A 20,945-nucleotide genomic window follows, 5' to 3' on the forward strand; every position below is an offset into this window, starting at 1 on the left:
GAAACAGCTGGGAGGTGAAAAGTTTGAGTGAGCGTGTGATCCTGCATAGTGATATGAACTGTTTTTACGCCAGTGTAGAAATGTTACATCATCCGGAATTTGCCGGAATGCCGCTGGCAGTCGGTGGCGATCCGGAAGCCAGACATGGGATTGTGCTGACAGCAAATTATATTGCAAAGCAAAAAGGTGTAAAGACCGGAATGGCATTATGGCAGGCAAAACAGATTTGTCCGGAAATCATATTTGTACCACCACGGATGGATTTGTATTTGAGATTTTCACAGATGGCAAGAGAAATCTATTCGGAGTATACGGACAAGATCGAGCCATATGGAATTGATGAAGCCTGGCTGGATGTATCGGACAGCAGAAATCTGAAAGGAAGCGGAATGACGATTGCAAGAGAAATCAGCCATCGGATTAAATACGAACTGGGTGTAACGGTAAGTATTGGAATTTCCTGGAATAAGATTTATGCGAAACTTGGTCCAGATTATAAAAAGCCGGATGCAATCACAGAGTTTAATCGAGAAAATTATAAAGACAGGATATGGCAGCTTCCAGCGTCAGATTTGCTTTATGTCGGAAGACAGACAAATAAGAAATTGCAAAAACTTGGAATCCGGACAATCGGGCAACTTGAGGAATCAGACGAGAAGTTGTTAGAGAGTCATTTTGGAAAAATAGGAAATGTATTATGGGCTTTCGCAAATGGCTGGGATGAAGATCCGGTTTGCAAGGAAGGATATGAAGCACCAGTAAAGTCGATAGGTAATAGCACTACAACACCGAGAGATCTGGAAAATGATCTGGATGTCTGGATCATTCAAATAGCATTGGCAGAAAGTGTAGCTGCACGATTGCGGAAACATGGATTTAAATGCAAAACAGTAGAAATTACAGTTCGAGATAATGGATTGTATAGTTTTTCCAGACAGATACATTTACGACAGCCAACGAATATTACAAACGAGATTGTAACTGCAGCATTTCAGCTATTTAAAGATAATTACAAATGGGAACATCCCATTAGAAGCCTGGGAATCCGAGCTGCGGATCTTGTGTTAGATGATATTCCCGTGCAGTTGGATTTATTTGGAAATCAGGAGAAAAAGGAAAAGTTAGAGAAGCTGGATCGTACTGTAGATGAGATCAGACGACGGTTTGGTTATTTCAGTATACAGCGAGCGACAATGTATCAGGATAAAGTCTTATCCCACTTAGACGCTGGTACGCACACGGTCCATCCACACAGTTATTTTCATGGGTAATTGGAGGGATAGATTTGAAAAAAGTATTAACCAGAAAACAGAAAGAAAGTTATCAGTGTATTTTGAATTATACGAAGGAGCATGGATACCCGCTGACAGTCCGGGAATTTGGAGAGTTGATCGGGGTGAAATCAACATCATCTGCTTTTTCCAGAATCAAGCAGTTGGAGCAAAATGGATATATCCGCAGAATCCCGGCATCACCAAGAGCAATCGAGATTTTATAGTGAGGTGTCGGCATGAACAAAGTATATGTAGATGTAGTGGCAGAGTTTCGGAAAGACGGACGGCTGGTTCCCATATTTTTTACATGGGAGGATGGAAGAAAATATAGTATTGACAGAATTTTGAAAATTGAGCGATGCGCCAGCAGAAAGGCAGGCGGTGTAGGAATGATGTACACCTGTATGATACAGGGGCAGGAAAGCCACTTGTTTTACGAAGTGGATAAATGGTTTATGGAGAGAAAAACAGCATAAGGAGAGATTAGTATAGACGATATTATTTGGATTATTAATCGGCAGGGATAGTCACTTTCCCTTTATATTCCTGCAGGTTTTACATAAGAAGATGGATTTCGGTCAGCAAAGGCAGCTCCCACAATGCCTTTTGGATATCCGTTTCTGCAAGTTGTAGTAAGTAATTGCTTTCCATCAAAATCATGGGGAAAGCGAACTGGTCTGAAAGACCGCCAGTTAGTGTGATGATGATAAGGAGATTTTGAAACTGATGACAGACAGAGATTATGCAATTAAATCAATGAAAGAAATCACCTTCCAGATGGCAAGTCATGCACAGGATTATCTGGAAGTTACAATCGGAAGACATTATACTGATATTAAAGAACTGATGACAAGCTACCAAAAACTGATTTTAGAAAACCAGGTTGTATTGGAAGAACTGGATATGGAGTGCCAGGAGAAAATCAATGAAGATATGGCATATGCATTGAGTTATCTGAGCATTTATAACAATCAGCTGAATGTGCCAAAGATGCACCGGGAAATGAACAACCTGATGATCATTTATGGCTTGTCTGATATGATCTATCGTGGAATGACACTGGTGAAGTTCTATGCACCGAATGGTGTGATGCTCAGTGGAATCCTTCATTCCTGTTTTTGCAGTCATTATAATAAGACAGATGTGGAAGTACAGCAGGAGTTAGGAATAGGCAGGACTTCTTTTTATAAAATGAAGAAGCAGGCACTTGGATATTTAGGATTTTATTTTTATGAGATCGTGGTACCGCAGGCAAAGGATAAAAGATTTAAACCGTCACTGGGTGTTGAGGAAGAGTAGGTGAGTAATATGAGATACGAAGATTCGATGAAAGGTGTAGCTGATCAGATAATCAAAGAACAGCAGCGAGTCAGTAAAATTAAAAACAATCCAGAAGAGTTCCATTGGCATGACGAATATGCAACGTTGAATTTCTTTCGGTTTATCTGCAAAAATATCGGTAACTTGAGAAATAGAGAAATTGAAAAAATGGTCACACGTTTAAAGAACATAGATCAGAAAGCAGTGGAAAACCATGTGAATGGTGCTGTTTGGGCATTTGATTATGATAAGATGTTCTGTGTATTGATGGAAAATGAAATTTGCCGAAAAGTGTGTGAAAAGAATAAATATAACAGTTGGATGAATCTGATTGGAAAGTATTGTGTTTCAAGGACTTAAAGACGAAGAAAGTTGTTGTAGAGAAATAATTTCCAGCAACTCTGTCTTTAATGAATAGAGTTCATTTTTTTATTCAACTATTCCCATGATATATACAATATGTAAATGTGCAATTCAAATATCAGTTTATGCTAAGCGTAAAAATGATAATAATTACTATTATTGACAAAAGAATAATTATCATATATAATACAGATATACAAGAAACAAAGTGTTAGAAAAATTGCTAGAAACTTGGTAACAAAAATAAATCGACATTGAAAATGGAAAATGACTATGATAAAATATGAATGTGAACCATGTGGATATATTTATGATTCGGCAGTAGGAGATCCAGACGCCGGTATCGATCCAGAAACTGCATTTGAGGATATTCCAGATGACTGGACATGCCCAATCTGCGGATTAGGAAAAGATGTTTTCGTTCCTGTAGAAGACTAAGCAGAAAAGGCAGGTACGAAACTGCCATACATTAAAAGAGCCTAAGAGAACATATAAAAGAAATGGAGGTCAAATTATGACTTACGATTTAAACATTACCTTTGATGACAATTTAGTAACAGGAAATGAAACAATTGATACCCAGCATAAAGAATTGATCGACCGTATCCAGAACTTTGTAACTGCCTGTCAAAATGGCGACAGCAAAGTAAAAGCAATCAAAATGCTGGATTATCTGGATGAATATACTGACTTTCATTTCAAAGAAGAGGAAAAGCTTCAGGAAAAATCCGGTTATCCAGAGCGTGAAAAACATTATGAAAAACATGAAGAGTTTAAAAAGACAATTCAGGAACTGTATGAATACCTTCAGGAGTATGAAGGACCAACAGATCGGTTCAGTGAACTTGTACAGAAAAATGTAATCGACTGGCTGTTTGGACACATTAAAACATACGACCGCTCTGTGGCAAAATTTATCTTTATGAAACAAAATCCAGACCGATGCTAAAATAAACCAGGGAACGAGTTCACTCAGAATGTAGACAACGTGATGAAGTAAACTAGGGGCTGTCACAATGCAGCCCCTTTCCTGTTATAGCGATATTCTAGGTAATATATTGCGCTGGCATGACATATTATTTTACTACTACTATATGGGAAGAGCAAGTAGCTCTTCTTTTTTGTTGTCCTTTTTATCCGATTTTAAGTTGTAAAGTCTCTTTTCATTCGACAAAATTCTCCACAGACAGAGGATATGCGACGAGCATTGATATGAACATCTATTTATGGAAAGAGGATATTGAAGACGGGGAATCGGTAATGACAGCCGAATATAGACCTGTAGAATACGGAAAGGACTATGATGTTGTCAATAATCCTGATAAATTTCAACTATATATAGATGGAAAAGAGATTAAATAGTAATCTCCTGAAAGCAAGCTTTTTGTCAATTATTTCAAAGAAAAATTAAAGGATAACAATACATAGTTTTGACAATGATATTTTGAAAAAATTTATAGGAATGCTCTATTATCAAATTGACATAGGAATATGGTAGCGTATAATTAGAATTGAATACACTGAAAAAATGGAGGAATTACATGAAAGCACATAAATATTGGTCAGTAGGAGCATTGATCACAATGCTTGGGACTTTTTACACTGGATATAAAAAGCAAAAATCAAGTCACAAATACTTTGCTTTAAGTTCTATGTTATGTATGGTAATGGCGATATATACAGGTCATAAAATGATTACCAGGAATAGGAAAAAAAAGGCGAATAAAGAGAAAGATACAGAAAGGGAGGGATAAATAATGTTGGAAGTAGGGGTTAAGGCACCGGATTTTGAGTTGCCAGATCAAAATGGGAAAATACATAGATTATCGGATTATACAGGAAAAAAAGTGATCTTATATTTCTATCCCAAGGATAATACAGCGGGATGCACGAAACAGGCATGTGGGTTTTCTGAGCGATACCCTCAGTTTACCGAAAAAGGAGCAGTTATTCTTGGAGTCAGTAAGGATTCTGTATCCTCTCATAAGAGATTTGAGGAAAAATATGGATTGACATTTACACTTTTAGCAGATCCAGAGCGGAAAGTTATTGAAGCATATGATGTATGGAAAGAAAAGAAAAATTATGGCAAAGTCTCTATGGGAGTAGTAAGAACCACATATCTTATTGATGAACAGGGGATTATTATAAAGGCAAATGATAAAGTCAAGGCTGCAGATGATCCTGAAAATATGCTCAAGGAATTAGATTAATGAAGATAATATTATCCCCTGCTAAAAAGATGATTACAGATACTGACAGCATAGCGCCGGATGGATTGCCTGAATTTATTGAAAAGACGACAGAGATACAAAATTGGTTGAAAAGTAAGTCAAAAGAAGAACTGAAGACTATTTGGAAATGTAATGACAAAATTACAGAACAGAACTTCAATAAATTGGAAAACATGGATCTTTATCATTTACTTACCCCAGCTGTCTTATCATATGAAGGAATTGCTTTTCAATATATGGCTCCATCCGTGTTTGAGGACAGTCAGTTCGAGTATGTACAAAATCATTTGAGAATAATATCTGCATTTTATGGTGTGTTAAAACCAAGGGATGGTGTGACGCCTTATCGTTTGGAAATGCAGGCGAAGGTTGGAATAGGAGAAACAAAAAATCTGTATGAGTACTGGGGAGATTTATTATACCGCTCAGTGATTGATAACAGCAGGATTATAATCAATCTGGCATCGAAAGAATACTCTAAGTGCATAGAAAAATATCTGACACGACAGGATAGATACATTACGATTACATTTTGTGAGTTATCAGGAGATAAACTGGTGACAAAAGGTACATATGCTAAGATGGCCCGTGGTGAAATGGTTAGGTTCATGGCTGAAAACAGAATTGAAAATCCTGAGGATATTAAGAAATTTGATAGACTAGGCTATTCATTCCGCTCTGATTTATCATCAGATGCAGAATATGTTTTTGAACGGAAAAAATGATGATTGAATGATTATTTTAAATAAAAGGTAATCAGTAATATTAATTATTATAATAATAGTAATTATTACTATTATTTATTGACAATAAACAGATTGAGAAGCACCACGAAGAGAGATATCGTGCACTTCTTAAGAATATTGAAACTGCACAGGTGTTTGAAAAGAGTGAAGTTAAGGTATGGGAATGCCGTAACTGTGGACATGTTGTGGTAGGAACAAAGGCACCTGAGATATGTCCAGTATGTAACCATCCACAGAGTTATTTCGAAATACGTGAAGAGAACTATTAAAGAGAAGGAGATTATTACAAAGAAGAAAGTGATTATTAAAAAAAGCAGTAATGATAGGCTGTGGCTTTGTTGGTTCTGCATCAGTTGGTAAAGAAGCATTAAAGTTTAAGAATCGGCGGATGCTTTGAAAAAAGTTATAGAAACAATTGGATTTTAAATTTTAAACATAGGAAGATAAAAAAGATGGAAGTAAAATATTCTGTATGCAATCATTGTGGAAACATTATTGAAATGGTAAAGGATCAAGGCGTACCAGTAATGTGTTGCGGAGAACCTATGCAGGAATTAAAAGCCGGAGTGACAGATGCTGCTGTCGAGAAGCATGTACCTGTATATACGATAGAAGGCAGTCATGTTCATGTTGTGGTCGGAGAGACAAAACATCCAATGCTTGAAGAGCATTTCATTGAGTGGATTACATTAAATACAAACCAGGGAATATACAGAAAACAGTTAAATCCAGGGCAGGAGCCGGTAGCAGATTTTTGTCTTTGCAATGGTGAACAGGTAGAAGAAGTATATGCATATTGTAACCTGCATGGATTATGGAAATGCTAAAAGCATTTATACATATTAAGGTTACAGAACAACACAAATACAACAGTAATATATGCTGTGTATTAATATATTTATAAGGAGGAACAAACTAATGAAATATGTATGTGACGTTTGCGGATGGGAATATGATGAAGAGGAAGGTTATCCTGAAGGTGGTATTGCACCAGGAACAAAGTGGGAGGATGTTCCGGAAGATTTTGAATGCCCATTATGTAATGTTGGAAAAGATCAGTTTTCAGAAGTTGAATAGAAGCCTAATCTTGTGTTAAATACGGATGGATAAACCAAAACCCTGGTGCGTGAGCAACAGGGTTTTTTATTGCGATATTTTGTGATGATATCACAGAAAATAATCTACCTTTTGCTTATAATGTAGTTAGAAACTAAGTAAGGAGGTAGTCTAAATGAGATTAAAAGATAAAGTTGCAATCATTACGGGTGGAAGCCGTGGTATAGGATTTGCTACAGCTGATAAATTCTTGAAGGAAGGCGCTTCAGTTGTGTTGGCAGCAAGTTCACAGGAATCGGCAGATGTTGCTGTAGATAAATTAAAAGAAAAATATCCCAATGCAATAGTTGCTGGAATTAGTCCAAATCTGGCAAGCATGGAGTCTGTCAGAAAGGCTTTTAAAGAGGCAACTGAAAAATATGGATGTGTCGACATACTGGTAAATAATGCAGGGATTTCAGAAAACACCTCATTTATGGATTATACAGAGGAGACTTTCGATAAAGTCATGAATCTAAATGTAAAAGGAGTATTTAATACTACTCGTGTAGCAGCAGAATGTATGGTGGCAAGAGGCAAGGGGGTCATTCTCTCAACTTCTTCCATGGTGAGTATTTCGGGACAGCCAAGTGGGTTTGCTTATCCGGCATCGAAGTTTGCAGTAAACGGATTAACTGTTTCATTGGCAAGAGAACTAGGACCTAAAGGTATTCGTGTTAATGCTGTTGCACCTGGGATTACAGAAACTGATATGATGAAGGCCGTGCCAAAGGAAGTTATCGAACCTATGATTGAAAGAATTCCATTGCGTCGTCTTGGACAGCCAGAAGATATTGCCAATGCGTTTGTGTTTCTTGCTTCAGATGAGGCGAGTTACATTACAGGTGTTATATTAAGTGTAGATGGTATGGCAAGAAGTTAAGTTAATGAGGTATGGTGATGTAATCACGGAAAATAAATGAAATTAAGACTATAATAAATCTACAAAAAGAAAAAGATAAGGAGGACTATAAAATGTCTGCTATTAATATCAATAAAAATAATTTTCAGAACGAAGTACTGAATTCCGATAAACCCGTTCTTTTAGATTTTTGGGCATCTTGGTGTGCACCTTGCCGCATGGTAGTACCTATTGTAGAGGAGATTGCAAGTGAGCGTAGAGATATTAAAGTTGGAAAGATTAATGTAGATGAAGAGCCTGAACTGGCAAATAAGTTCAGTATTATGAGCATTCCGACTTTAGTGGTTATGAAGAATGGGAAGATTGTACAGCAGGTTTCAGGGGCGAGACCTAAGAATGCGATTTTAGAAATGCTTTAGGGAGGTGTGCTAATGGGATTTTTTGATCTCTTTAAACAGTCGAATATTAATCAAGGCATAGAAGAATATAAAAGGACTGATGATGCAGTTCTGCTGGATGTACGTACACCGCAGGAATATCAGGAAGGACATATACCAGAAAGTAAAAATGTGCCGTTGCAGCAACTTGACAATATTGCTTCTGTAGCGAAGAATAAGGATATCCCACTGTTTGTATACTGTTATTCAGGTTCACGAAGCCGCCAGGCAGCTGGGATACTGCAACGAATGGGATATTCTAAAGTAAATAATATCGGTGGCATTGCAGCTTACTCAGGAAAGGTGGAAAAATAAGATGAAGGTAATAATTGTAGGAGGTGTAGCCGGAGGAGCTACAGCTGCAGCAAGAATACGCAGACTGAATGAACATGCTGAAATTACTGTGTTTGAAAGATCCGGATACATATCCTATGCAAATTGTGGACTTCCATATTATATTGGAGACGTGATCACAGACCCGGAAGAACTTACACTACAGACACCAGAGAGTTTTTTTAAACGCTTCCGTATTAACATGAAAATTCATCATGAAGTTATCTCCATACATCCGGAACGTAAAACGGTTTCAGTGAAAAATTTAGAGAATGGTGAGATATTTGAAGAAAAATATGATAAGCTGATCCTCTCTCCAGGTGCAAAGCCAACACAGCCGAGACTTCCCGGAGTAGGTATTGATAAACTTTTTACACTTCGTACTGTAGAAGACACTTTTCGGATAAAGGAATATATAAATAAGAATCATCCAAAATCGGCTGTATTGGCAGGTGGCGGTTTTATTGGTCTGGAACTGGCAGAAAATTTGAGGGAGCTTGGCATGGATGTTACGATTGTCCAGAGGCCTAAGCAGCTGATGAACCCTTTTGACCCGGATATGGCATCCATGATCCATAATGAAATGAGAAAGCATGGGATAAAACTGGTACTGGGCTATACAGTAGAAGGATTTAAAGAAAAAGACAACGGAGTGGAGGTCCTGTTGAAAGATAATCCATCCCTTCAGGCTGATATGGTAGTTCTGGCAATCGGAGTCACACCAGACACAGTATTAGCAAAAGAAGCCGGTCTGGAACTTGGCATCAAGGAAAGTATTGTAGTGAATGACAGAATGGAAACCTCTGTACCGGATATTTATGCTGCAGGTGATGCAGTTCAGGTAAAACATTATGTTACGGGTAATGATGCGCTGATTTCTTTGGCAGGACCAGCCAATAAACAGGGCAGAATCATCGCTGATAATATTTGTGGCGGTGATAGTCGTTACCTGGGCAGTCAGGGAAGCTCCGTTATCAAAGTATTTGATATGACAGCAGCTACTACAGGTATCAATGAAACCAATGCCAAAAAGTCAGGATTAGAGGTAGATACAGTAATTCTTTCTCCTATGAGTCATGCCGGTTACTATCCTGGTGGAAAAGTGATGACCATGAAGGTGGTTTTTGAAAAAGAGACTTATCGTTTGCTTGGTGCTCAGATTATTGGATATGAAGGTGTTGATAAACGTATTGATGTGCTGGCAACAGCAATTCATGCAGGACTGAAGGCAACCCAGTTGAAAGATTTGGATCTCGCATATGCACCGCCATATTCCTCTGCAAAGGATCCTGTAAATATGGCCGGATTCATGATAGACAATATAGCAAAAGGAACCTTAAAACAATGGCATTTGGAAGATATGGATAAGATTTCTAAAGATAAAAATGCTGTGTTGCTGGATGTGAGAACAGTAGGTGAATTTAGCAGGGGCCATATTAATGGATTTAAAAACATTCCTGTAGATGAACTGAGGGAACGTATCAATGAAGTTGAGAAGGGAAAGCCTGTTTACCTGATATGCCAGAGTGGGCTGCGAAGTTATATTGCCAGTCGTATTCTGGAAGGAAATGGATATGAAACATACAACTTCTCCGGCGGATTCCGCTTCTATGATGCAGTTGTCAATGACCGTGCGCTGATTGAAAAGGCATATGCATGTGGTATGGATTATTAAAAATAATCATAATATTTTTATAATTTTCTCGTAATATAAAAAGATCCCCCATTTATTAGAATGACTTTCATAATTCTGATAAATGGAGGATTCTTCTTTATATGTTACAGAAAAACAATTTTATGACCTTTGGAGTGTTTCCAGTCTTTTTGGATCAAGGATTGTGATTTTGCCACGGGAGAGTTTGACGAGACCCTCGCCTTGAAAGTATCGAAGCATTCGAGTGATAACCTCCCTGTGGGAACCAAGATGGTTTGCGATAGTTTCGTGAGTGATTTTCAGTTCATTTGTTCCTTCAATGGATGTTTCTTCTAAAAGAAATGAAGCAACACGCTTATCCAAACTCTTCCACATAATCTGTTCAATCAGCCACATGACATCAGAAAAACGGGTAGCCATTAACTCATTGGTATAATTTGCGACAGGAGCAGATTCTTTCATGATGCCCTTATAGATTTCAGCAGGGATGATCCAAAGATCCGTATCTTTTTCTGCTTCAATGGTTACTTCAAATTGAATAGACCGCATGATACATGAGGCGGATAAAAGACACATATCCATATCGAACAGACGGTAAAGTGTAATCTCCCGTCCTTCATCTGAAAGTATGTAAGTTCGAAGCTGCCCGGATTTAACCAGTAATAATCCAGTACAATCCAGGTTTCCATTGTGAATGATTGTCCCTTTTTTTACATACTGTGTGATTAAATTGTCTGAAATTATTTTTTTCTGTGCTGTATTTAAGTCATTCCATAGTGGAAAACAATTTTCGAAGTTCATAACCGTTATCTCCTTTACGAACATAGTATACTTGCTTTTTTTAGATGCGTCAATTATATAACTGGCATATGCCATAAATAGAAATAAAAAGAAGTGTAATAAAGTAAATTATCTTTTCTGTGATATCATCACGGAAGCAAGCACTTATTTGGGGTATATTAAGTTCAAATAGGAGAAGGAGTTGAAAAATATGACATCTATAAATATAAATAAAGAAAAGTTTGGACAATTAATTCATAAGGAAAAACCGGTTTTGGTTGATTTCTGGGCACCTTGGTGTGGTTATTGCCGTAGAATTGGAGCGGCTTATGAAAAAATAAGTGAAGAATACAGCGATATTCTTATTGCTGGAAAAGTGAATATTGATGAAGAACCACAGATTGCAGAAGCTGAAAAGATTGAGGTGATTCCTACGCTGGTTTTATATCGAAATGGAAAGGCAATAGATTCTATTGTTGCACCTGAATCAAAAATAATGATAGAGAATTTTATTAATGAAGCATTGGAAAAATAAAAGGAGGACTGCTGTATGAATGAAAATCATGTTTACGATATGATTATCGTGGGGGGAGGACCTGGAGGGTATACTTCAGCATTATACGCAGCCAGAGCAGGATTTGATACCATTGTTTTAGAAAAATTATCTGCAGGTGGTCAGATGTCATTGACCTGGCAGATTGATAACTATCCTGGTTTTGAAAATGGAATTGACGGATTTTCATTGGCAGAGAAAATGCAAAAACAGGCGGAAAAATTTGGCGCTAAAAGTGAATATGCTGAAGTTTTTAATATGGATTTAACAGGAAAGCTTAAGAGAGTAGAAACTAGTTCGGGAATTTATATTGGGAAAACAGTAGTGATTGCTACTGGAGCAAATCCAAGAGAACTTGGTCTCGCTAAAGAAAAAGAATTGATAAGTCATGGGGTTGCTTATTGTGCCTCTTGTGATGGTATGTTTTATAAAGATAAGATCGTGGTGGTTGTTGGTGGTGGAAATTCTGCTGTATCAGATGCTGCTCTTTTAAGTCGAATTGCTAAGAAAGTCATCATTGTTCATCGTAGAGATACATTACGTGCAACGAAAATCTACCATGACCAGCTGATGAAAACTGAAAATATAGAGTTTCGATGGAATAATACAGTAAATGAACTGATTTATGGAGAACGATTGACTGGTGTGCGGTTGAAAGATACAGTTACAGGAGAAGAAAACATTATAGAATGTGACGGCCTGTTTGTGAGTATAGGAAGAAAACCGACAACAGATTTTTTAGATAATCAGATAGAACTGGATAATAAAGGATATATTGTGGCAGGTGAAAACACTGAAACGAGTATTCCGGGTGTTTATGCTGTAGGAGATGTCAGAACAAAGTTACTTCGTCAGATAGTAACAGCAGTGGCAGATGGTGCTATGGCAGTACATATGGCAGAAGAGTATATGGAGAAATAATAATCAGAATTTGAATAGTGAATTTTTTATACTGAAATATGTACGATTTCAATAATGACATGAACTTATGGGAACGTATTGCGGATACTTTGTGAACTTTATCCTGATACAATGATTATGCTGATGAAAGAAGGCATAGATAACTGAATACAAGAAAGAGACAAAAGCCTCAGTAGTTAGGAAAAAAACTACTGGGGCTTTTTTTCGTGCCTGAATTTCTCGGCCAATAACTGCGGGGATGTCCCGGCAGGATAAAGGTGGAGCAGGCATGATCCTAAACAGAGGTCCGCCTTCTGAATTAGAAACGAGCAACAAGATTTCAAATTCAGGAGGAACGGATATGTATATTGAACACCCATATTTTTATGAAGGAAAGTACTACGCAAATATTGATGGAGAAATGATCGAGATTACAAAAGAAGTTGCGTATGCGATGAACAATTTTTACAGAAGCAGCAAGGCAAAAAAAGTTGAGATTAAGAATGAACTGGGTGAGGTTGTGGATAAGATGCTGAGAGAAGTACCTTACAGCGGTCAGTCCATTGATGGAGAAGGCTTCATGATTGAGGATTTTCCAGATCTGAACTGTGATGTGGAGCACTGTGTACTGACAAAAATGGAACAGCAGGATATTCACACAGTGATCAATCAACTGAACTCAGAGGAACGCATGATTATTTATGGCATTTTCTTTGAAAACAAGACACAGACACAGATGGCGGAGATTATGGGGATTTCCAGACAGATGCTGTCATACAAGCTGAAATCCACTCTTAATAAGATGCGTGAAATGTATATGAATAAATTTTTTTAAAAATTTTTCAAAATCTTTTGCATCTGCCAAAGTCATTTGACTTTAGTAATTAGAGGAAGTTAAAGGACTTCCTAAAATGAACCATGATAACTGAATATTCAATAATAACTGATGTGACATTTCATACAGTGAGCACGAGGAAGATGCCGCTATAGGATTATAAGACAAAACAAAGATTTTAGTTCAGTCCGTAATGCTGCGAAAAAGCACTGACCGAAGCCAGCTGGCAGGCTGGTGATGCGATGACATGTATGAGATGCGATACACTTGCAGACCCTGAGAAGTCTGTAACTGGTAAACCTATGAACTGCTGGAGCCTGGAAACGAGAGTTTCCGGGTTGTGGTCCGGAGTATGCATCCTATGCATCCGGGCAGGTTATTATTCCCTTCCTCATATGCGTGAGTAACGATTCGGGGTATCGAGGATAAATAGAATCGAGCGAGCACTGTTTAATAATCAAATTGGCTATAGAGGTTATGCGGCAGAGCTTTCCTTATGGGAAAGAAACTCTGCCGTATTCCTGTGGAGCCAATATAGCGCTATGGATGCTTTACAAATAAAAATAATAGATTGGAGAGAGGACAAATGACAATCCGCAGAGGAGATATTTTATGGGCAGATCTCGGTATGTTTCCTACAACATCTGTTCAGGGTGGAGTAAGACCGGTGATCGTAGTGAGTAATAATAAAGCCAATACATACAGTTCAGTCATAACGGTAGTTCCGCTGACATCAAGAATTTATAAGAAACGGTATTTGCCAACACATGTATTTATCAGCAAATATGATATGACGGGAATCCGAAAAGGAAGCCTGGCACTGGCTGAACAGGTTATGAGCATTTCTACGAAATGTATTATTGAGAAATGCGGAAGAGTGAACAAGTGGAGCCTGGATCGGGTACTGAAAGCAGTACAGATTCAGATGGGAATGGAAGGAGAAGGGCATGACGGCAGAGGAATACAGAAACTATCTGGAGTAGGATTTCAGTGATGTAGATATCAATGAAATGACTGATCTACGGATGATAAAAGCAGACAGAAATAAATCGCTTCAGGAACGGAGAGATATTTTTCTGAATAAAGTAGGAAATCCATATTTGGTCCGGATCGGCAATATGAAAGTAAAAGTCAGATTTGCCAATAACGGTATATCTATGGAGCAGGCATTTGAGAATATGCTTCTGAGTGTCTGAAAAAGTACTGGCAAGATTGAGGGGACTGTGTTAGAATGTCGGTAAGGACAAATTATGCAGCCCCCTTTTATTACATGGATTTTCTGACGTAATAAAAGGAGGTAAGATATGTATCAGAATATCAATAAAATCTATCATGCCGCCATCTATGTCAGATTATCTAAAGAAGATGGCGATATTTCCAGTTCAGCAAAACTGGAAAGTAACAGCATTTCTAACCAGAAAGCTTTGATTCTGGATTTCCTGAAAGACAAAAAAGATATAGAAGTTGTTTCAGTCCGAGTTGATGATGGCTACTCAGGCTCTAATTTTGATCGTCCTGGATTTGTACAGATGATGGAAGATATCAAGCATGGAAAAATCAATTGTGTTATTGTAAAAGATTTGTCCAGACTTGGAAGAAATTATGTCGAAACCAGCAATTATATTGAACGAGTATTCCCGTTTTTCCATGTAAGATTCCTGGCTGTGACAGATGATTTCGATTCCTTCAGAGAGGGTGTGGATCTTACAGTTCCACTGAAGAATATTATCAATGAGTTCTATTCGAAAGACCTTGCCAAGAAGAGCAGCAGCGCAAAAAAAGCACTTTGGAAAGAGGGGAAATTTACAAGTGCCTGGGAACCGTATGGTTATAGAAAGTCAGAAGAAGACCATCATCAGTTGATTGTTGATGAAGAAGCTGCAGACCATCTGAAAAGTATATTTTCTATGTATATGAATGGCAGGAACTATAGTGATATTGCAAGACAGCTCAATAAAGATGGAGTTTTATCGCCGACTTTACAGAGAAAATTCTATAAAACCGGTGAAAAGCCGCTTCCGGAGTCAAAACCCTGGAACAATTATGAAGTGAAGCGAGTACTTCAGGATGTTCATTGCACAGGTGATTCTGTATTTGGAAAATATCAGCAAAGTGTTTTTCAGGGAAATAAACAGAGAAATCGACCAGAGAGTGATTGGGTGCATGTGGAGAACACGCATGAAGGGATTATAGATAGAGAGTTGTTTCAACAGGTACAATCTAAAATCCAGGAATATACGGAAGCTTATAAGAAGAAACATCAGCAGAACAATGGGGCTATTAGAAACCATAATTTCTATACAGGAAAGATATGGTGCGGAGGCTGTGGCAACCGCATGACGTTGTCCAGAGAAAGAAATGGCACATTCTTTTATATCTGCGGAGCCAATACTAACCATAAATCCGGAGGAAAGCAATGCAAAGGGCACAGAGTCAGAAAAGAATATGTGGATGACGATGTTCTTCGCCTGATCCAAACGCATATGAAAACCGTATTGGATACAGAAAAAATGATTCAGAAAATGAATGCAGCTTCCAAAAATCAGACACAGTACCTGCTTTTGGATAAAGAGGTGGGAAAACTTCGACGGGAACTAAGCCGTATCAGTAAGCGTAAATCGGATTTATATGAAGACTATTCCGAACGTTTGATTACAGAAGAAGAATACATACAGTTTTCTCGGATCTATTCCAATGAAATTGAGAATATCAAGAGCCGTCTGGACACAGTATTGGCGGCACAGGTTCGGTATTCCCAGGATTACCACATTGAAGAAGGCTGGGGAAATGTGATACATACTTATATGTCAAAGCGTAAGCTGACAAAAGAAATGGCAGATGCCTTTGTGGATTCAATTATTATCCATGGTAAGTATGATTATGAGATCAAGCTGGTATATGACGATCAGTTTGCAGATTTACAGAAACTAAAGAAAGAGAAGGAGGCGCAGTCAAGATGACAGATCTTAGAAAAACAGCTGTTTACATCCGTTTGTCTGCAGAAGATGACAATGTAGATGGCAGAGCCAAAAAAGAGAGCGACAGTGTAACTTCTCAGAGAATTCTGTTAAAATCATTTGTAATTGATGAGCTGGGTGTAGCTGAGTCGGATATTCTGGAATATGTGGATGACGGTGTCAGCGGTACTCATTTTAAAAGGCAGGGATTTCAACAGCTGCAGGATGACATGAAAAGCGGAGAAATCGGCTGTGTAGTTGTGAAAGACTTTTCCAGATTTGGAAGAGACTATCTGGAAGTTGGATTTTATATTGAATATATTTTTCCACTTCTACAGATACGATTTATTTCGATTAATGACAGCTATGACAGTGCAGCAAGCAGCGGAATGACTGGTGGAATGAATGTGGCATTGCAGAATCTGGTATACAATATGTATAGCCTGGATTTGTCCAAGAAAATTTCATCAGCATTGCAGACAAGAACGAGAAATGGTACACGCCTTCCGGTAAATGCCAGATATGGCTATAAAAAAGGAAAAGATGGAAGGCTGGAAGTAGATCCGGAGGCTGCAAAAGTTGTGAAAATGATTTTTAAAATGGCAGCGGAAGGAACAAGTTTTGCAGATATTACAAGGGAATTGAACAGACAGGCGATTGCCACTTGTGATGAGCAGAAATTATCAAGAGGGGACCAGGTGCAGTTCCAGAGGTTTGACACGATCAAAAAGAAACACTGGAGCCCTACGACAGTAGCGGCAATTGTCCGGGATGAGATTTATATTGGAACCAGAATCTGGGGAAAAACACGTTGCAGTATGCATACCGGTCATAAAGCAGTTCTGAATGATGAAACAGAATGGGTTCGCCTGGAAAATCATCATACGGCAATTATAGACAGGGCATTGTTTGAAAAAGCAAATGAAATGCATCCGAAAAAGAAGAGAAGTGTTGCGGAATCACGCACCAATTTTATTCTGGAAAGGCGTAAAAAACAGCCGGCATTACTGATATGTGCCAACTGTGGGCATTCTTTACTAAAAGAAACGGAGCATCTGCTAAAATGCTCAGATGCTCGAACCAATGGAGATCCTGTGTGTCGAAGTCTGGTGATCCGACGGGAACCGCTAGAGGAGAATATCCTTGGGCTTGTTCATCAGTATGCAGCGTCAATGTTGGAAAAAGAAAAGAAAGTATCTTCCAACAGGCAATGCGACTACAAAGAGATCAATACCGCAGAATTGCAAAAACAGAGCCGACAGTTGACCTCGGAAAAGATGAAATTCTATGATGATTACAAAGATGGTCGTATAGATCGTGATTCGTATAAGCAGAGAGCTGGAAAGATAAGTGTACAGCTGGATGAAATAAAACGAAAGATAGAAGATGCGGAGAATAGCAAAAAGCTTCTTGAACAAAATGAACTTTCTGATAAAATAAAACTAAAAGATTTCTTGGGAATTCAGAAGTTCGATACAGAGAAGCTGCGTGAGATTATCAAGGTGATCCGTGTTCATAGTCATGATGAAATTGAAATCGAATGGAATTTTGACGATATTTTTTCGGAACAGAGGTAACTTGAGCAGGACAAGAATGACTTATCAGAAGATAATAAAGGTACTGGGACTACCTGATGGAAGCGTCAGATAGTCTTCGGCAGAAAAAAATAAAATTTTTTTTATCCTATACTTGACACATCCACATGTATGTCGGCATACCTATTGCTCAAATATGGCAAAATCCGGAATGAATCCAAAAGCATTGCAATATTTGATGGGGCACTCAGACATCAGCGTAACGCTGAATACATATACGTATGTAAATCTTGAGGATGCCAGGGAAGAAGTTGCCCGGATTCAGGTTGTGTAATTACGATTTTTAATTGAAAATAGCAAGGTGTAAAATAGAAAAACATACACCTTATTTTACACCTTTTGCGGACGATATTATGCGAAAATAAACCAGGTTATGCCAGAAAGCAAAAATTTACAAAGGCTCACAAAGCCCGAAATACCAAGAAAAACTAAGAAATGCGAGGTTATGCAACAATGATAAAAGTATTATTCATCTGCCACGGCACTACCTTAGCAAAATTCTGAAAAACCTTGATTTTACAGTATATTTTTGAACCAGTAGGGATGTTTTACTAAGTTTTTACTAAAGAGAGGAATCCCTAGCACGAATTTAGAAAAGTAACATATAGTATGACCTTATTAATTGGTAGAACAATTGGTAAGGTCCTTTTTTATTTCAAGGAGGTTCAAAATGAAAAGTACAGCGTTAGGAGCAGAAAACATTATTTTTATCAGTGATGCACATGAAAAATTCTACTATGAAAAATTACAAGAAGTACGGTATCAGGATGTGTACCATAAGGCATTGTGTTATTGTCTGGGTATTAATGGAGATACCAGAAAAAATGCTGACAGAATTTATAATTTTAAAACGGGGTCTGTTAAAACGAAATGTTTACATGAAGGATGGCAGACAAGCGGTAGCTTAAAAGTGGTAAGGATGGCATTTAATCTGTACTGTAACAGCACGCCAAGCGTTTGGGATTATGAAGATGCAGAGGAACAGGTAAACGAGTGCAGACAGTATACAGTAGAGGATATCTTCTGCTGTGCATATGCACCATATTTTTGGCAGGCAATACAGATCCGTTATCCGGAATATGTAGTGTACAATCAAAAGTTACATGCCATGCTTGGAGGAATAGATTAATGCTGAAAGTGAGACTGATGGGAACAAAAAATGATATTGCATGGTTTCAGAAAATCCTGCAGCGTCATCCTAAAATTGAAGTTATGGAATTATCGGAACTTTATTCCAATAAAGGGACGAGCAAATATTATAGAGCTTATGCTGAAATTGAAAAAAGTAATGTAAATAAAAAATAGTAGAAATACAGGAGAATTATATCATGTGCAAAATAATCGCAATCGCAAATCAAAAAGGTGGAGTAGCAAAGACTACAACAACTATTAATCTTGGAGTAGGACTGTCTAAGGTTGGAAAACGTGTAATGCTGATAGATGCTGATCCACAGGGACATTTGACAATGGGACTTGGTTTTCCAAAGAACTTAAGGGTAACATTGAAAACAATGATGGAAAATATCATTATGGGATTAGAATTTGATCCCAGGGAAGCAATTTTACACCATGAGGAAGGAATAGATGTAATTCCATCTAATAAACTTCTTTCGGGAATGGACATGTCATTATTTACGGTAGAGGACAGAGAAAAAGTCTTAAAAGAATATCTGGAACTTTTGGAAAATGATTATGACTATATCCTGATTGATTGTATGCCCTCGTTGGGAATGATGACAATTAATGCGTTAAGTGCAGCTGATAGCGTTTTGATTCCGGTGCAGCCTCAATACTATGCGGCAGATGGCCTCATGGAATTACTGAAAGTTGTGAAAGGCATTCATCAGAGATTTAATCCTGATTTACAGATTGAAGGGATTCTGTTTACAATGGACAGCAGTCATTATAATAATTCAAAGAGAAATAAGCAGGCAGTACGAGATGCTTATGGAGCAGAGATTATAATTTTTGATCAGACGATTCCAAGAACAGAAGCTCTTGCCGAAACTGCATCAGAAGGTGTCAGTATTTTTTCTTACGATGCAAAAGGAAAAGGTGCGTACAGTTATCAAGCACTTGTCCAGGAGGTGTTGAATCATGCGTAAACCTAAGAAAGAAATTCAGCTTACTTCTTATGATGAATTGCTTGGAATCAATGAAGCCGAACAGAATACTCTTAATCAGATTGTTGAAGTGCCATTAAATGAGTTACATCCTTTTAGAAATCATCCATTTCATGTAAATGATGATGAAAAAATGGCTGAAACAGTAGAAAGTATCAAGAATTATGGCATCTTAAATCCTGCATTGGTACGTCCTCGCGCAGAGGGAGGATATGAACTGATTGCTGGTCACAGGAGAAAACGTGGTTGCGAACTGGCTGGAAAAAGTAAAATGCCAGTACTCATACGGAACTATACCGATGATGAAGCCGTAATCGTTATGGTGGATTCTAATATACAGAGAGAAAGTTTGCTTCCAAGCGAAAAGGCATATGCTTATAAGATGAAGATGGATGCAGTAAAACATCAGGGCATAAAAGACGAAAACGCAGCTTCTGTTGACAGTGCAGATCTGGTTGGACAGGCTGCCGGTGACAGTGGAAGAACCGTTCAGCGTTACATACGCTTGACCTGTCTTATTCCGGAATTGCTGAAATTGTTGGATGAAGGAAAGATTAATTTTACAGTAGGTGTTTCATTAACCTATTTATCAGAAACGGAGCAGATTTGGGTGAAAGACTGCATAGTGTCTGGAGCAAGCTCTGTTACAGGTTCAATGGCAACAAAACTGAAGCAATACAGCGGTGAAGGTAAACTGACAGAATTAGCGGTACAGCTTATTCTGAATGAAAAGAAAACAGAGACAGGAAAAGTTACTTTAACTGAAAAGAAAATACGAAAGTATTTCCCAAAGGAATATAACAGAGAACAGATTGAACAGGTTATCTATGAACTGCTTGATAACTGGAAGAAAAGCCAATAACGAGGGAAGGAGAGAAAGCAAA

29 protein-coding genes and 2 pseudogenes are annotated in these 20,945 nt (G+C 38.0%); 30 read left to right on the forward strand and 1 reads right to left on the reverse strand.

The window, feature by feature from the left end; translation table 11 throughout:
- Positions 1-23: 23 nt before the first annotated feature.
- From dinB to EYS05_RS13025, 18 genes and pseudogenes are all read left to right on the forward strand, one after another.
- A complete protein-coding gene (gene dinB, locus EYS05_RS12945) occupies positions 24-1,271 on the forward strand; it encodes a DNA polymerase IV (RefSeq protein WP_118624545.1) in 1,248 nt (415 codons plus the stop codon).
- 14 nt (positions 1,272-1,285) lie between these two features.
- Positions 1,286-1,498: a LexA family protein gene (locus tag EYS05_RS12950; RefSeq protein ID WP_118624547.1), complete on the forward strand. Its 213-nt coding sequence runs from the start codon at positions 1,286-1,288 to the stop codon at positions 1,496-1,498.
- Positions 1,499-1,510: 12 nt separating this feature from the next.
- The gene (locus tag EYS05_RS12955; protein ID WP_117846065.1) at positions 1,511-1,750 is read left to right on the forward strand and encodes a hypothetical protein; all 240 of its coding nucleotides are present in this window, start codon (positions 1,511-1,513) and stop codon (positions 1,748-1,750) included.
- Positions 1,751-2,000: 250 nt separating this feature from the next.
- Entirely contained in the window at positions 2,001-2,573 is a 573-nt protein-coding gene (locus EYS05_RS12960; RefSeq protein WP_118050736.1) for a hypothetical protein, read from the forward strand.
- Positions 2,574-2,582: 9 nt separating this feature from the next.
- Positions 2,583-2,954: a hypothetical protein gene (locus EYS05_RS12965; RefSeq protein ID WP_138277331.1), complete on the forward strand. Its 372-nt coding sequence runs from the start codon at positions 2,583-2,585 to the stop codon at positions 2,952-2,954.
- A 276-nt stretch (positions 2,955-3,230) separates the two neighbouring features.
- Positions 3,231-3,395 carry a rubredoxin gene (gene rd / locus EYS05_RS12970; RefSeq protein ID WP_015541208.1) on the forward strand — a complete coding sequence of 55 codons (165 nt, stop codon included), beginning with the start codon at positions 3,231-3,233 and terminating at the stop codon, positions 3,393-3,395.
- Positions 3,396-3,471: 76 nt separating this feature from the next.
- Positions 3,472-3,906 (forward strand): bacteriohemerythrin, encoded by a 435-nt coding sequence (locus EYS05_RS12975; protein WP_015541209.1) that lies wholly within the window; start codon positions 3,472-3,474, stop codon positions 3,904-3,906.
- A gap of 263 nt (positions 3,907-4,169) precedes the next feature.
- Positions 4,170-4,319 (forward strand): hypothetical protein, encoded by a 150-nt coding sequence (locus tag EYS05_RS17485; protein ID WP_015524977.1) that lies wholly within the window; start codon positions 4,170-4,172, stop codon positions 4,317-4,319.
- A gap of 179 nt (positions 4,320-4,498) precedes the next feature.
- Positions 4,499-4,711 carry a DUF6219 family protein gene (locus tag EYS05_RS12980; RefSeq protein WP_015541210.1) on the forward strand — a complete coding sequence of 71 codons (213 nt, stop codon included), beginning with the start codon at positions 4,499-4,501 and terminating at the stop codon, positions 4,709-4,711.
- 3 nt (positions 4,712-4,714) lie between these two features.
- Positions 4,715-5,170, forward strand: a complete 456-nt coding sequence (bcp, locus tag EYS05_RS12985; RefSeq protein WP_005421605.1) for a thioredoxin-dependent thiol peroxidase — start codon at positions 4,715-4,717, stop codon at positions 5,168-5,170.
- Positions 5,170-5,916, forward strand: coding sequence for a peroxide stress protein YaaA (yaaA, locus tag EYS05_RS12990; protein ID WP_138277332.1), 747 nt, complete (start codon positions 5,170-5,172; stop codon positions 5,914-5,916). The genes bcp and yaaA overlap by 1 nt, the downstream gene beginning before the upstream one ends.
- Positions 5,917-6,005: 89 nt before the next feature.
- Positions 6,006-6,206, forward strand: a pseudogene (locus tag EYS05_RS17735) (rubrerythrin family protein); the annotation flags it as partial.
- Positions 6,207-6,389: 183 nt separating this feature from the next.
- Positions 6,390-6,764, forward strand: a complete 375-nt coding sequence (locus EYS05_RS13000; protein WP_005421609.1) for a desulfoferrodoxin family protein — start codon at positions 6,390-6,392, stop codon at positions 6,762-6,764.
- Between the two features lie 91 nt (positions 6,765-6,855).
- Positions 6,856-7,014 (forward strand): rubredoxin, encoded by a 159-nt coding sequence (locus tag EYS05_RS13005; protein ID WP_005339874.1) that lies wholly within the window; start codon positions 6,856-6,858, stop codon positions 7,012-7,014.
- A 154-nt stretch (positions 7,015-7,168) separates the two neighbouring features.
- Positions 7,169-7,915: an SDR family NAD(P)-dependent oxidoreductase gene (locus tag EYS05_RS13010; RefSeq protein ID WP_138277333.1), complete on the forward strand. Its 747-nt coding sequence runs from the start codon at positions 7,169-7,171 to the stop codon at positions 7,913-7,915.
- A gap of 92 nt (positions 7,916-8,007) precedes the next feature.
- Positions 8,008-8,313 carry a thioredoxin gene (trxA, locus tag EYS05_RS13015; protein ID WP_005421612.1) on the forward strand — a complete coding sequence of 102 codons (306 nt, stop codon included), beginning with the start codon at positions 8,008-8,010 and terminating at the stop codon, positions 8,311-8,313.
- A 12-nt stretch (positions 8,314-8,325) separates the two neighbouring features.
- Entirely contained in the window at positions 8,326-8,646 is a 321-nt protein-coding gene (locus tag EYS05_RS13020) for a rhodanese-like domain-containing protein (protein WP_138277334.1), read from the forward strand.
- Position 8,647: 1 nt separating this feature from the next.
- On the forward strand, positions 8,648-10,339 hold the full coding sequence (locus EYS05_RS13025) for an FAD-dependent oxidoreductase (RefSeq protein ID WP_118252844.1): 1,692 nt from the start codon (positions 8,648-8,650) through the stop codon (positions 10,337-10,339).
- A 120-nt stretch (positions 10,340-10,459) separates the two neighbouring features.
- Here the strand turns inward: EYS05_RS13025 and EYS05_RS13030 are convergent, their stop codons facing one another.
- Positions 10,460-11,143 carry a Crp/Fnr family transcriptional regulator gene (locus tag EYS05_RS13030; protein WP_044924567.1) on the reverse strand — a complete coding sequence of 228 codons (684 nt, stop codon included), beginning with the start codon at positions 11,141-11,143 and terminating at the stop codon, positions 10,460-10,462.
- Positions 11,144-11,309: 166 nt separating this feature from the next.
- Here EYS05_RS13030 and EYS05_RS13035 point away from each other — a divergent pair, with 166 nt between their 5' ends.
- The 12 genes and pseudogenes from EYS05_RS13035 (at position 11,310) to EYS05_RS13085 (ending at position 20,923) form a co-directional block, all read left to right on the forward strand.
- Positions 11,310-11,633 (forward strand): thioredoxin family protein, encoded by a 324-nt coding sequence (locus EYS05_RS13035; RefSeq protein WP_055057012.1) that lies wholly within the window; start codon positions 11,310-11,312, stop codon positions 11,631-11,633.
- 15 nt (positions 11,634-11,648) lie between these two features.
- A complete protein-coding gene (trxB, locus tag EYS05_RS13040) occupies positions 11,649-12,572 on the forward strand; it encodes a thioredoxin-disulfide reductase (protein WP_118624557.1) in 924 nt (307 codons plus the stop codon).
- A gap of 340 nt (positions 12,573-12,912) precedes the next feature.
- On the forward strand, positions 12,913-13,386 hold the full coding sequence (locus EYS05_RS13045) for a sigma factor-like helix-turn-helix DNA-binding protein (protein WP_172677211.1): 474 nt from the start codon (positions 12,913-12,915) through the stop codon (positions 13,384-13,386).
- Positions 13,387-13,972: 586 nt separating this feature from the next.
- Positions 13,973-14,380 carry a type II toxin-antitoxin system PemK/MazF family toxin gene (locus EYS05_RS13050; RefSeq protein ID WP_138277335.1) on the forward strand — a complete coding sequence of 136 codons (408 nt, stop codon included), beginning with the start codon at positions 13,973-13,975 and terminating at the stop codon, positions 14,378-14,380.
- A gap of 16 nt (positions 14,381-14,396) precedes the next feature.
- On the forward strand, positions 14,397-14,582 hold the full coding sequence (locus EYS05_RS13055) for a DUF6870 family protein (RefSeq protein ID WP_138277336.1): 186 nt from the start codon (positions 14,397-14,399) through the stop codon (positions 14,580-14,582).
- A 108-nt stretch (positions 14,583-14,690) separates the two neighbouring features.
- Positions 14,691-16,346 (forward strand): recombinase family protein, encoded by a 1,656-nt coding sequence (locus EYS05_RS13060; protein WP_138277337.1) that lies wholly within the window; start codon positions 14,691-14,693, stop codon positions 16,344-16,346.
- Positions 16,343-17,920, forward strand: coding sequence for a recombinase family protein (locus EYS05_RS13065; RefSeq protein WP_138277338.1), 1,578 nt, complete (start codon positions 16,343-16,345; stop codon positions 17,918-17,920). The genes EYS05_RS13060 and EYS05_RS13065 overlap by 4 nt, the downstream gene beginning before the upstream one ends.
- A gap of 121 nt (positions 17,921-18,041) precedes the next feature.
- Positions 18,042-18,212: pseudogene (locus EYS05_RS13070) on the forward strand (tyrosine-type recombinase/integrase); the annotation flags it as partial.
- 396 nt (positions 18,213-18,608) lie between these two features.
- Positions 18,609-19,067 (forward strand): DUF6075 family protein, encoded by a 459-nt coding sequence (locus EYS05_RS13075; protein WP_055066383.1) that lies wholly within the window; start codon positions 18,609-18,611, stop codon positions 19,065-19,067.
- On the forward strand, positions 19,067-19,243 hold the full coding sequence (locus tag EYS05_RS17490; protein ID WP_005426617.1) for a hypothetical protein: 177 nt from the start codon (positions 19,067-19,069) through the stop codon (positions 19,241-19,243). The genes EYS05_RS13075 and EYS05_RS17490 overlap by 1 nt, the downstream gene beginning before the upstream one ends.
- A gap of 23 nt (positions 19,244-19,266) precedes the next feature.
- A complete protein-coding gene (locus tag EYS05_RS13080) occupies positions 19,267-20,043 on the forward strand; it encodes a ParA family protein (protein ID WP_005426615.1) in 777 nt (258 codons plus the stop codon).
- The gene (locus tag EYS05_RS13085) at positions 20,036-20,923 is read left to right on the forward strand and encodes a ParB/RepB/Spo0J family partition protein (RefSeq protein WP_138277339.1); all 888 of its coding nucleotides are present in this window, start codon (positions 20,036-20,038) and stop codon (positions 20,921-20,923) included. The genes EYS05_RS13080 and EYS05_RS13085 overlap by 8 nt, the downstream gene beginning before the upstream one ends.
- Positions 20,924-20,945 lie beyond the last annotated feature (22 nt).

This window comes from Blautia sp. SC05B48 (assembly GCF_005848555.1).
Classification (GTDB): Bacteria; Bacillota; Clostridia; order Lachnospirales; family Lachnospiraceae; genus Blautia_A.

Coding starts and splice junctions, on each gene's coding strand:
- EYS05_RS12955 (WP_117846065.1), top strand. CDS start 1,511: ATGAACAAAGTATATGTAGATGTAGTGGCAGAGTTTCGGAAAGACGGA.
- EYS05_RS12960 (WP_118050736.1), top strand. CDS start 2,001: ATGACAGACAGAGATTATGCAATTAAATCAATGAAAGAAATCACCTTC.
- EYS05_RS12965 (WP_138277331.1), top strand. CDS start 2,583: ATGAGATACGAAGATTCGATGAAAGGTGTAGCTGATCAGATAATCAAA.
- rd (WP_015541208.1), top strand. CDS start 3,231: ATGATAAAATATGAATGTGAACCATGTGGATATATTTATGATTCGGCA.
- EYS05_RS12975 (WP_015541209.1), top strand. CDS start 3,472: ATGACTTACGATTTAAACATTACCTTTGATGACAATTTAGTAACAGGA.
- EYS05_RS17485 (WP_015524977.1), top strand. CDS start 4,170: ATGAACATCTATTTATGGAAAGAGGATATTGAAGACGGGGAATCGGTA.
- EYS05_RS12980 (WP_015541210.1), top strand. CDS start 4,499: ATGAAAGCACATAAATATTGGTCAGTAGGAGCATTGATCACAATGCTT.
- bcp (WP_005421605.1), top strand. CDS start 4,715: ATGTTGGAAGTAGGGGTTAAGGCACCGGATTTTGAGTTGCCAGATCAA.
- yaaA (WP_138277332.1), top strand. CDS start 5,170: ATGAAGATAATATTATCCCCTGCTAAAAAGATGATTACAGATACTGAC.
- EYS05_RS13000 (WP_005421609.1), top strand. CDS start 6,390: ATGGAAGTAAAATATTCTGTATGCAATCATTGTGGAAACATTATTGAA.
- EYS05_RS13005 (WP_005339874.1), top strand. CDS start 6,856: ATGAAATATGTATGTGACGTTTGCGGATGGGAATATGATGAAGAGGAA.
- EYS05_RS13010 (WP_138277333.1), top strand. CDS start 7,169: ATGAGATTAAAAGATAAAGTTGCAATCATTACGGGTGGAAGCCGTGGT.
- trxA (WP_005421612.1), top strand. CDS start 8,008: ATGTCTGCTATTAATATCAATAAAAATAATTTTCAGAACGAAGTACTG.
- EYS05_RS13020 (WP_138277334.1), top strand. CDS start 8,326: ATGGGATTTTTTGATCTCTTTAAACAGTCGAATATTAATCAAGGCATA.
- EYS05_RS13025 (WP_118252844.1), top strand. CDS start 8,648: ATGAAGGTAATAATTGTAGGAGGTGTAGCCGGAGGAGCTACAGCTGCA.
- EYS05_RS13030 (WP_044924567.1), bottom strand. CDS start 11,143: ATGTTCGTAAAGGAGATAACGGTTATGAACTTCGAAAATTGTTTTCCA.
- EYS05_RS13035 (WP_055057012.1), top strand. CDS start 11,310: ATGACATCTATAAATATAAATAAAGAAAAGTTTGGACAATTAATTCAT.
- trxB (WP_118624557.1), top strand. CDS start 11,649: ATGAATGAAAATCATGTTTACGATATGATTATCGTGGGGGGAGGACCT.
- EYS05_RS13045 (WP_172677211.1), top strand. CDS start 12,913: ATGTATATTGAACACCCATATTTTTATGAAGGAAAGTACTACGCAAAT.
- EYS05_RS13050 (WP_138277335.1), top strand. CDS start 13,973: ATGACAATCCGCAGAGGAGATATTTTATGGGCAGATCTCGGTATGTTT.
- EYS05_RS13055 (WP_138277336.1), top strand. CDS start 14,397: ATGACTGATCTACGGATGATAAAAGCAGACAGAAATAAATCGCTTCAG.
- EYS05_RS13060 (WP_138277337.1), top strand. CDS start 14,691: ATGTATCAGAATATCAATAAAATCTATCATGCCGCCATCTATGTCAGA.
- EYS05_RS13065 (WP_138277338.1), top strand. CDS start 16,343: ATGACAGATCTTAGAAAAACAGCTGTTTACATCCGTTTGTCTGCAGAA.
- EYS05_RS13075 (WP_055066383.1), top strand. CDS start 18,609: ATGAAAAGTACAGCGTTAGGAGCAGAAAACATTATTTTTATCAGTGAT.
- EYS05_RS17490 (WP_005426617.1), top strand. CDS start 19,067: ATGCTGAAAGTGAGACTGATGGGAACAAAAAATGATATTGCATGGTTT.
- EYS05_RS13080 (WP_005426615.1), top strand. CDS start 19,267: ATGTGCAAAATAATCGCAATCGCAAATCAAAAAGGTGGAGTAGCAAAG.
- EYS05_RS13085 (WP_138277339.1), top strand. CDS start 20,036: ATGCGTAAACCTAAGAAAGAAATTCAGCTTACTTCTTATGATGAATTG.